The 327-nt window shown below is 65.1% G+C and carries 1 pseudogene; it reads right to left on the bottom strand.

Annotated elements, in window-relative coordinates:
* A pseudogene (locus ACODSP_RS28260) lies at positions 1–327 on the bottom strand (beta strand repeat-containing protein); the annotation flags it as partial.

Below are 327 nucleotides of genomic sequence, written 5' to 3'. Positions count from 1 at the left end.
TCAGCGAGGCGATCTGGGTCGTCGTCAGGACACCGACCTGTGTGGTGTTCAGCCCTGCGATCTGAGTGGTGGTCAGGGCGCGGAACTGGGTCGTGGTCAGGGTGGCCAGATCGGTTGTCTCGATGGCCGCGAACTGCGTGCTGTTCAAGGACACGATCTGGGCCGTGGTCAGGGCCACGATCTGGGTCGTGGACAGGGCCGCGATGTCCGTGGTTTCCAGCCCGCTGATCTGCGTGCTGGTCAGGGAGGCGATCTGGGTAGTGGTCAGGCCGCCGATCTGGGTGGTGGAGAGGGACGCCACCTGGGTGCTGTTGAGGCCACGGACCT

The organism is Niveispirillum sp. FG156 (assembly GCF_057809555.1).
Note: the sequence above shows the minus strand (reverse complement) of the source record. Positions and strands in the feature narration are given on the sequence as shown.